Annotated in this window: 7 protein-coding genes and 1 pseudogene; all 8 read left to right on the top strand. The window is 70.1% G+C overall.

From position 1 onward, the window contains the following. The coding region (locus CS062_RS24440; protein ID WP_303645167.1) for a FimV/HubP family polar landmark protein at positions 1-1,396 on the top strand (1,396 nt) is incomplete at its 5' end. 84 nt (positions 1,397-1,480) lie between these two features. Next, the gene (gene truA, locus CS062_RS24435) at positions 1,481-2,263 is read left to right on the top strand and encodes a tRNA pseudouridine(38-40) synthase TruA (RefSeq protein ID WP_099864419.1); all 783 of its coding nucleotides are present in this window, start codon (positions 1,481-1,483) and stop codon (positions 2,261-2,263) included. A 42-nt stretch (positions 2,264-2,305) separates the two neighbouring features. Further along, entirely contained in the window at positions 2,306-2,941 is a 636-nt protein-coding gene (locus CS062_RS24430; protein ID WP_099864417.1) for a phosphoribosylanthranilate isomerase, read from the top strand. Positions 2,942-2,985: 44 nt separating this feature from the next. Then, positions 2,986-4,296: a tryptophan synthase subunit beta gene (gene trpB, locus CS062_RS24425; RefSeq protein WP_099864416.1), complete on the top strand. Its 1,311-nt coding sequence runs from the start codon at positions 2,986-2,988 to the stop codon at positions 4,294-4,296. Then, positions 4,293-5,090, top strand: coding sequence for a tryptophan synthase subunit alpha (gene trpA, locus CS062_RS24420; protein ID WP_099864414.1), 798 nt, complete (start codon positions 4,293-4,295; stop codon positions 5,088-5,090). Before trpB ends, trpA begins: the two co-directional genes overlap by 4 nt. A gap of 51 nt (positions 5,091-5,141) precedes the next feature. Next, positions 5,142-6,014: an acetyl-CoA carboxylase, carboxyltransferase subunit beta gene (accD, locus tag CS062_RS24415; protein ID WP_099864412.1), complete on the top strand. Its 873-nt coding sequence runs from the start codon at positions 5,142-5,144 to the stop codon at positions 6,012-6,014. 161 nt (positions 6,015-6,175) lie between these two features. After that, complete coding sequence (folC, locus tag CS062_RS24410; protein ID WP_099864410.1) at positions 6,176-7,522, top strand: bifunctional tetrahydrofolate synthase/dihydrofolate synthase; 1,347 nt, start codon at positions 6,176-6,178, stop codon at positions 7,520-7,522. Positions 7,523-7,663: 141 nt separating this feature from the next. Beyond that, positions 7,664-8,123 (top strand): annotated as a pseudogene (locus tag CS062_RS24405) (hypothetical protein); the annotation flags it as partial.

Below are 8,123 nucleotides of genomic sequence, written 5' to 3'. Positions count from 1 at the left end.
GTCCGCACCGGCCTCGGCCGCCGTCGCCGAGGCACCGGCCTCCCGTCCGGCCGCCGCGTCGGCACCGCGCGCCGTGCCCGCACCGCATGCGGAGCCCGAGGAGCCTGGCTTCCTGGACTCGCTGGGCGACTACCTGCCCGCGCTCGTCGCGGCGCTGGCGGTGATCGCCGGCGGCATCGGCTACAACCGCTGGCGTGCCCGCCGCGATGCGGCTTCCCGCTCGGAAACCGCCTTCGCCGAGAGCCGCCTGGCGCCGGACTCGTTCTTCGGTCACAGCGGCGGTCAGCGTGTCGACACCCGTGACGCGTCGACCACCGGCCAGTCGTCGATGAGCTACTCGTTGAGCCAGCTCGACGCGATCGGCGACGTGGACCCGGTCGCTGAAGCCGACGTGTACCTGGCCTATGGCCGCGACCTGCAGGCCGAGGAGATCCTGAAGGAAGCGCTGCGCGCCAACCCGGAACGCCTGGCCATCCGCCTGAAGCTGCTCGAGGTCTACGGCAAGCGCCGCGACATCAAGGGCTTCGAGCAACTGGCCGTGCAGCTCTACGCCGAGACCAAGGGGCAGGGCGAGGACTGGGCCAAGGTGCAGGAACTCGGCCGCCAGGTCGACCCGGAGAATCCGCTGTACCAGCCCGGCGGCGCGCCGACGATGTTCGAGAGCGACGATGAGCGCCCCGAGCCGATGAACGCCAGCACGCTGCCGGCCGCGGGCCTCGCGCACCCGGCCGGCGGGGCGATCGCCCGCGCCGCGGCGACCGCCGCACCTCGCGACAGCGGTCCGTCCAGCCTGATGGACCTGGACCTCGACCTGGACCTGGCGTCGCCCCCCGCGCCGGCGCCGGCGATGGCTGCCACGCAGGCGCTGCCGTCGTCCGCCAGCCAGGCGCCAATGAGCATGGACCTGGACCTGAGCACGCCGCCGGCGGCGCCGGCGCCGTCAAATGCCCGCGAGCTGGAGTTCGACCTCGGCGACCTGGACGACCTGGGTGGCGGCACGCCGGCCCCGGCGCCCGCGCAGGATTCGTCGTCGCTGGACTTCGACCTGTCGAGCATCGACCTGGACCTGCCGTCGCAGGCGCCGGCCAGCCATGGCAAGTCGGGCCCGTCCGTCGAGGCCGAGGACATCGCCTCGATCGACCTGCCTGACCTGGAAGGGCTGTCGGACACCAAGTCGACGGCGTCGGACACGATGAGCCTGGACGACCTGGGCGTCGACCTGGACAGCATCGATCCGAACGACGACGAGGCGCTGCAGCGTCAGCTGGAGTTGGCCGAGGAGTTCCGCCAGATCGGCGACACCGAAGGTGCCCGCGACGTGCTGCAGGAGCTGGTCGGCAAGGCCACCGGCCCGGTGCGCGACCGCGCTCAGCAGATGCTGGACCAGCTTCGCTAAACTGCGGCCGGTTCACGACAAGGCGCTCGGCCTGGCCGGGCGCCTTTTCTTTTGGGCGGCTTCCTTTCGAGTTCGGAGACCTGCATGCGCGTGGCGCTGGGCGTGAGTTATCGCGGCGAGGCCTACAAGGGCTGGCAGAGCCAGCCTGGCGGCGGCACCGTCCAGGACGAACTGGAGGCGGCGCTGGCCCGGTTCGTCGCGCAACCGATCCGCACCATCTGCGCCGGCCGCACCGACACCGGCGTCCACGGGCTCAACCAGGTGGTCCATTTCGATTCGCCGGTGGAGCGCGAAGCCTTCTCCTGGGTGCGCGGCGTCAACCGCTATCTGCCGCGCGACATCGCGATCCAGTGGGCCGCCTTTCCCGGCGAGGACTTCCATGCGCGCAACTGGGCGCGCGGCCGCCGCTACTGGTTCCTGCTGCTGGAGTCCAACGTGCGGCCGTCCATCCAGGCCGGTGGGGTGGGGTGGACCTTCCGCCCCCTGGACGGCGACGCGATGCGCGATGCGGCGGCGCGGCTGGTCGGCGAGCATGACTTCAGCTCCTTCCGCTCGTCGGAGTGCCAGGCCGCCTCGCCGGTGAAGATCCTGCGCGACATCCGCATCGAGAAGCGCGGCGCCTACTGGCGCTTCGAGTTCGACGGCGTCGCCTTCCTGCATCACATGATCCGCAACATCATGGGTTGCCTGGTCGCGGTGGGCGCTGGCCAGAAGCCGCCGGCCTGGATGGACGAGGTGCTGGCGGCGCGCTCGCGCGACGCGGCGGCGCCGACTTTTCCGCCGGACGGGCTGTACTTCGTCGGCCCGACCTACGACGACCATCTGAACCTGCCGCGCCACACCGCGGCGATGGACTGGTTGCCGTGAGCGCATGCCTCGCCGCCCGAAAACCTCCATAGACTGCGCCCCATGAGCCGAACCCGAATCAAGATCTGCGGCCTGACCCGTGAAGCCGACGTCGAAGCCGCCGTCGGCGCTGGCGCGGACGCCATCGGCCTGGTGTTCTACGAGAAGAGCCCCCGCGCCGTCTCGCTCGAACGCGCCGCCGAACTGGCGCGACGCCTGCCGCCGTTCGTGACGCCGGTGGGCCTGTTCGTCAACGCCGCGCCGGCGGTGATCGAGTCGGCCCTGGCGGCCATCCCCAACCTCACCCTGCAGTTCCACGGCGACGAGACGCCCGAGGATTGCGACCGCTGGGCGCGCCCCTACCTGCGGGCGGCACGGATGGCGCCGGGCTTCGATTTGCTAGACTTCGCGACTCGTTTCTCCCGCGCCCAGGCCGTGCTGGTCGACGCCTTCGTCGACGGCTACGGTGGAGGCGGAAAGGTCTTCGATTGGTCACTGCTGCCTCCAAGCGTTCCCTCTCCGGTCGTTTTGTCTGGTGGGTTGAGTGCAGCCAACGTGATCGATGGCGTGCGGCAGGTCCGGCCCTGGGCCGTTGACGTCAGCTCCGGCGTGGAGGCCGCCAAGGGCCTCAAGGACGCCGTGAAGATCCGCCAGTTCTGCGATGCCGTGCGCGAGGCCGACCGCCTGATGTCGGTCTGAATCCCCTTCGAAACGCGCGCGGGCATCCTCACCGAGGACCCCTCATGTCCAAGACTTCGATTCCGTTCGCGACCGGCCTACTGCCGGGCTACGCGCAACCGGACGCGCTCGGCCGCTTCGGCCCCGTGTCCACCGCCCACTCGCATGGCTACTACGGTGGCCGCTTCGTCGCCGAGACGCTGATCCATGCGCTCGACGAGCTGAACGAGGCCTATGCCCGCTACAGCCAGGATCCGGAGTTCATTCGCGAGTTCCAGTACGAGCTGGCCCACTTCGTCGGTCGTCCCAGCCCGATTTACCACGCCCGCCGGTTGAGCGAGGAGCTCGGCGGCGCGCAGATCTTCCTCAAGCGCGAGGACCTGAACCACACTGGCGCGCACAAGGTCAACAACACGATCGGCCAGGCGCTGCTCGCGCGCCGCATGGGCAAGCGCCGCGTCATTGCCGAGACCGGCGCCGGCCAGCACGGCGTCGCCACTGCGACGATCTGCGCCCGCTACGGCATGGAGTGCGTCGTCTACATGGGCTCCGAGGACGTGAAGCGCCAGTCGCCCAACGTCTACCGGATGAACCTGCTGGGCGCCCGGGTCGTGCCGGTGGAGTCCGGCTCCAAGACGCTCAAGGACGCGCTGAACGAGGCGATGCGCGACTGGGTCACCAACATCGAGTCGACCTTCTACATCATCGGCACCGTGGCCGGCCCGCATCCGTATCCGATGATGGTCCGCGACTTCCAGCGCATCATCGGCGACGAGTGCCTGGTCCAGATGCCCGAGATGATCGGCCGGCAGCCCGACGCGGTCATCGCCTGCGTCGGCGGCGGGAGCAATGCGATCGGCATCTTCTATCCCTACATCCCGCACGCCGGCGTGCGCCTGATCGGCGTCGAGGCCGCGGGGCAGGGCGTGGACACGCCCAAGCACGCCGCCACGCTCAGCGCCGGCTCGCCCGGCGTGCTGCACGGCAACCGCACCTACCTGCTGCAGGACGAGGCCGGGCAGATCATCGAGACCCACTCGATCTCCGCCGGCCTGGACTATCCCGGCGTCGGCCCGGAACACGCCTACCTGAAGGACTCCGGCCGTGCCGAATACGTCGGCGCGACCGATGCCGAGGCGCTGGCGGCCTTCCACCGGCTCTGCCGCACCGAGGGCATCATCCCGGCGCTCGAATCGAGCCATGCGCTCGCGCATGCGATGAAGATCGCCCCGACGATGCGTCCGGATCAGCACCTGCTGGTGAACCTGTCCGGCCGCGGCGACAAGGACATCGGCACCGTCGCCGACCTGTCCGGCGCCGAGTACTTCGACCGGCCCTCGATGGCCGGCCATGCGGTGAAGGGAGGCGCCCAATGAGCCGCATCCAGGCCACCTTCGCCCGTCTGGGCACGCAGCGTCGCAAGGCGCTGATTCCCTATGTGACCGCCGGCGATCCGTATGCCGACGTGACCGTCGAGCTGATGCTGGCCATGGCCAGGGCCGGCGCCGACGTCATCGAGCTGGGCGTGCCGTTCTCCGACCCGATGGCCGATGGCCCGGTCATCCAGAAGGCCAGCGAGCGAGCGCTGGCCAAGGGCATCACGCTGACGCATGTGCTGGAGATGGTGCGTGAGTTCCGCCGCCAGGACGACGCGACGCCGGTCGTGCTGATGGGCTATGCCAATCCGGTCGAGCGCTTCGGCCTGGAGCGCTTCGTCGCCGAAGCCAAGGCGGCCGGCGTCGATGGCGTGCTGGTCGTCGACTACCCGCCCGAGGAATGCGAGACCTTCGCCGCCGCGCTGAAGGCGCAGGGGCTGGATCCGATCTTCCTGCTGGCGCCGACCTCGACCGATGAGCGCGTGGCGCGCATCGGCCGGCTGGCCAGCGGCTATGTCTACTACGTCTCGCTCAAGGGCGTGACCGGGGCCGGCCACCTGGACACCGGCGCCGTCGCCGACGCGATGCCCCGGCTGCGCCGGCACGTGCCCATCCCGCTGGGGGTGGGATTCGGCATCCGCGACGGCGCCACCGCCGCCGCCGTGGCGCGCCATGCGGACGCGGTGGTGATCGGTTCGGCGCTGGTCCAGCTGATCGAGTCCCAGACAAGGGATAATGCCGCGATCCAGGCGGCGGCCTTCATCCGAGAGATCCGCGCCGCGCTGGACGCCTGACCGGGGCTGACGTCCCGGTCTTGCGTTTGGCGATAGACATAGGAGCCCGCCATGAGTTGGCTTGAGAAACTGCTTCCCCCGAAGATCCAGCAGACCGATCCCGACCAGCGCCGCACGGTGCCGGAAGGCCTGTGGATCAAGTGCCCGTCCTGCGAGACGGTGCTCTACAAGACCGACCTCGAGCAGAACGTCAACGTCTGCCCGAAGTGCGGCCACCACCACCGCATCGGCGCCCGCGCCCGCCTGGACGCGTTCCTGGACGGCGAGGGCCGCTACGAGGTCGGCCAGGAGGTGCTGCCGGTCGACGCCTTGAAGTTCAAGGACAGCAAGAAGTATCCGGACCGGCTCAAGGAAGCGCTGGAATCCACCGGCGAGACCGACGCGCTGGTCGTCATGGGCGGCGCTGTGATGAGCATTCCGGTGGTCGCCGCCTGCTTCGAGTTCGACTTCATGGGTGGCTCGATGGGCTCCGTGGTGGGCGAGCGCTTCGCGCGCGGCGTCGAGACCGCGCTGGAGCAGAAGACCCCGTTCATCTGCTTCACCGCCACCGGCGGCGCGCGGATGCAGGAGGGGCTGCTCTCGCTGATGCAGATGGCCAAGTCCAACGCCGCGCTGACGCGCCTGGCCAAGGCGAAGCTGCCCTACGTCAGCGTGCTGACCGACCCGACGATGGGCGGTGTCTCGGCCAGCTTCGCCTTCGTCGGCGACCTGGTCATCGCCGAGCCCAAGGCGCTGATCGGCTTCGCCGGCCCGCGCGTGATCGAGAACACCGTGCGGGAGAAGCTGCCGCCCGGCTTCCAGCGCGCCGAGTTCCTGATGGAGAAGGGCGCGATCGACATGATCGTCGACCGCCGCAAGCTGCGCGAGGTCATCGCCCGCAACCTGGCCATCCTGCAGCGCCAGAGCGCCGACGCGGTCGCCTGACGGCGCGCCGCCGAACCGCCTGCGGCGGTTCCGGTCCTCAGCACGGCCAGACCTCTCCCGGTCTGGCCGTCTTCATTTGAGCCTGGGAAGTCCCCATGTCCACCTCTGCGACCCCTTCTGCGTCCTCCACCTCGAACGCTCCGAACGATCTGTCCCTTCCGATGCTGGCGCCCGGCGGCGATCCGCAGCAGGTGCTCGACGCCTGGCTGTCGCGCTGCGAGCGGCTGCATCCCAAGGAGATCGACATGACGCTGGCCCGGGTCGCCGAGGTGCGCGACCGGCTGGGCCTGCGCTTCGGTGCGGACACGCCCGTCGTCATGGTCGCCGGCACGAACGGCAAGGGCTCCACCTGCGCCATGCTGGAGAGCATCGCGCTGCAGGCCGGTTATCGCGTCGGCCTCTACATCAAGCCGCACCTGGTGCATTTCCAGGAGCGCTGCCGCGTCGCCGGCCGGCCGGTGGATGCGGCGTCGCTGCTGCCGCATTTCGAGGCCGTCGAACGCGCGCGCGGTGAGCTGACCCTGACCTATTTCGAGTTCACGACCCTCGCGATCCTGCACCGGCTGGCTTCGGAGCCGCTGGACCTGGTGATCCTGGAAGTCGGCCTGGGCGGTCGGCTGGACGCGGTCAACGCCATCGATGCCGACTGCAGCGTGATCACCAGCATCGACCTGGATCACACCGAGTACCTCGGACCGGATCGCGAATCGGTCGGTCGCGAGAAGGCGCACATCATGCGGCCGGGCAGGCCGGCGATCGTCTCCGACCCGATGCCGCCGGCGTCGATCGCCGCGCATGCGGCCTCGATCGGCGCCGACCTGCGCCAGCTGGGCCAGGACTTCACCTACTCCGGCGACCGGCAGCAATGGCAGTGGGCCGGGCGCTCGCGCCGCTACAGCGGCATGTCGTATCCGGCGCTGCGAGGCGTGAACCAGCTGCTGAATGCCTCCGGCGTGCTGGCCGTGTTCGAGGCGCTGTACGAGCGGCTGCCGATCTCCGCCCAGGCGGTGCGCGCCGGCCTGGCGCTGGTGGAACTGCCGGGGCGCTTCCAGGTCATTCCGGGCTCGCCGATGCTGGTGCTGGACGTGGCCCACAACCCGCACGCGGTGGCGGCGCTGGCGCAGAACCTGGACCAGATGGGCTTCTATCCGCGCACCCGCGCCGTGTTCGGAGCCATGGCCGACAAGGACCTGGCCAACATCCTGGCGCGGATCTCGCCGCTGGTCGACCACTGGCACTTCTGCGACCTGCCGATCGCCCGTGCGGCGAGCGCCCAGGCGCTCCGTCAGCGCTTCGACGAGGCCCGCGCCGCCGGCGCGCTCCAGGCGCCGAAAGAGGTGGGCAGTTCGGTGCATCCGGACCCGGCGTCGGCGCTGGCCGCGGCGGCGGCCGAGGCGGACCCCGCTGATAGAATTTTAGTCTTTGGTTCGTTCTTCACCGTGGGCGGCATCCTCAAGCACGGCATCCCGAGGTTGGGCGGCGGCGTCCAGCCGGAATCCGTGTCCTGACACACCGTGCGTTGAACGCATCGCAACGCTGCATTCGAATCTGTCGCGATTGAAGTCGGCGGCCCTGTCCGCAGATGCGCATGGGCCGCTTTCCGCTCCCGGGGCGGCAACGGCGCGGCACCAACCAGGTCTTCCGAGTACATGGGTTTTCTCTCCTTCCTGAAGCGCGGCGAAGCGAATGAGGCCGGCGATCGCGGTGGCGAGCGGGGGCGCTCCGGCGACGGCGGTCGTGGCCGTGCCCGCGGCGGCGCCGAGGCGGTGGATGACGTCCAGCAACTGCGCCTCAGGGCCCGCCGGCGGCTGATCGGCGCGGCGGTCCTGGTGGGCGTGGCGGTGATCGTGTTCCCGCTGCTGTTCGAGACCCAGCCCCGTCCCATCCCGGTCGACCTGCCGATCGACATCCCGCGCAAGGATGGCACCGCGCCGTTGAGCATTCCGGCGCCGACCGCCCAGACCGCACAGAGCGCGCGCCCGCCGGCCGTCGACGGCGATGCGGGCCGCGGCATCATCACCGAGTCCGCCGAGCAGGCCGCCGCCGACCGTGCGGTGCCGCCGCCGCAGACCGCGCCGACGCCGGAGCAGCAGGTCGCGCAGGCGATGC

Source organism: Roseateles chitinivorans (assembly GCF_002761755.1).
Lineage (GTDB): Bacteria > Pseudomonadota > Gammaproteobacteria > Burkholderiales > Burkholderiaceae_C > Roseateles > Roseateles chitinivorans.
This window is presented reverse-complemented; position numbering and strand designations above follow the sequence as displayed.

What these genes read in the sequence shown, in the direction of transcription:
- truA (WP_099864419.1), top strand. Translation starts at nt 1,481, where the DNA reads ATGCGCGTGGCGCTGGGCGTGAGTTATCGCGGCGAGGCCTACAAGGGC.
- CS062_RS24430 (WP_099864417.1), top strand. Translation starts at nt 2,306, where the DNA reads ATGAGCCGAACCCGAATCAAGATCTGCGGCCTGACCCGTGAAGCCGAC.
- trpB (WP_099864416.1), top strand. Translation starts at nt 2,986, where the DNA reads ATGTCCAAGACTTCGATTCCGTTCGCGACCGGCCTACTGCCGGGCTAC.
- trpA (WP_099864414.1), top strand. Translation starts at nt 4,293, where the DNA reads ATGAGCCGCATCCAGGCCACCTTCGCCCGTCTGGGCACGCAGCGTCGC.
- accD (WP_099864412.1), top strand. Translation starts at nt 5,142, where the DNA reads ATGAGTTGGCTTGAGAAACTGCTTCCCCCGAAGATCCAGCAGACCGAT.
- folC (WP_099864410.1), top strand. Translation starts at nt 6,176, where the DNA reads ATGCTGGCGCCCGGCGGCGATCCGCAGCAGGTGCTCGACGCCTGGCTG.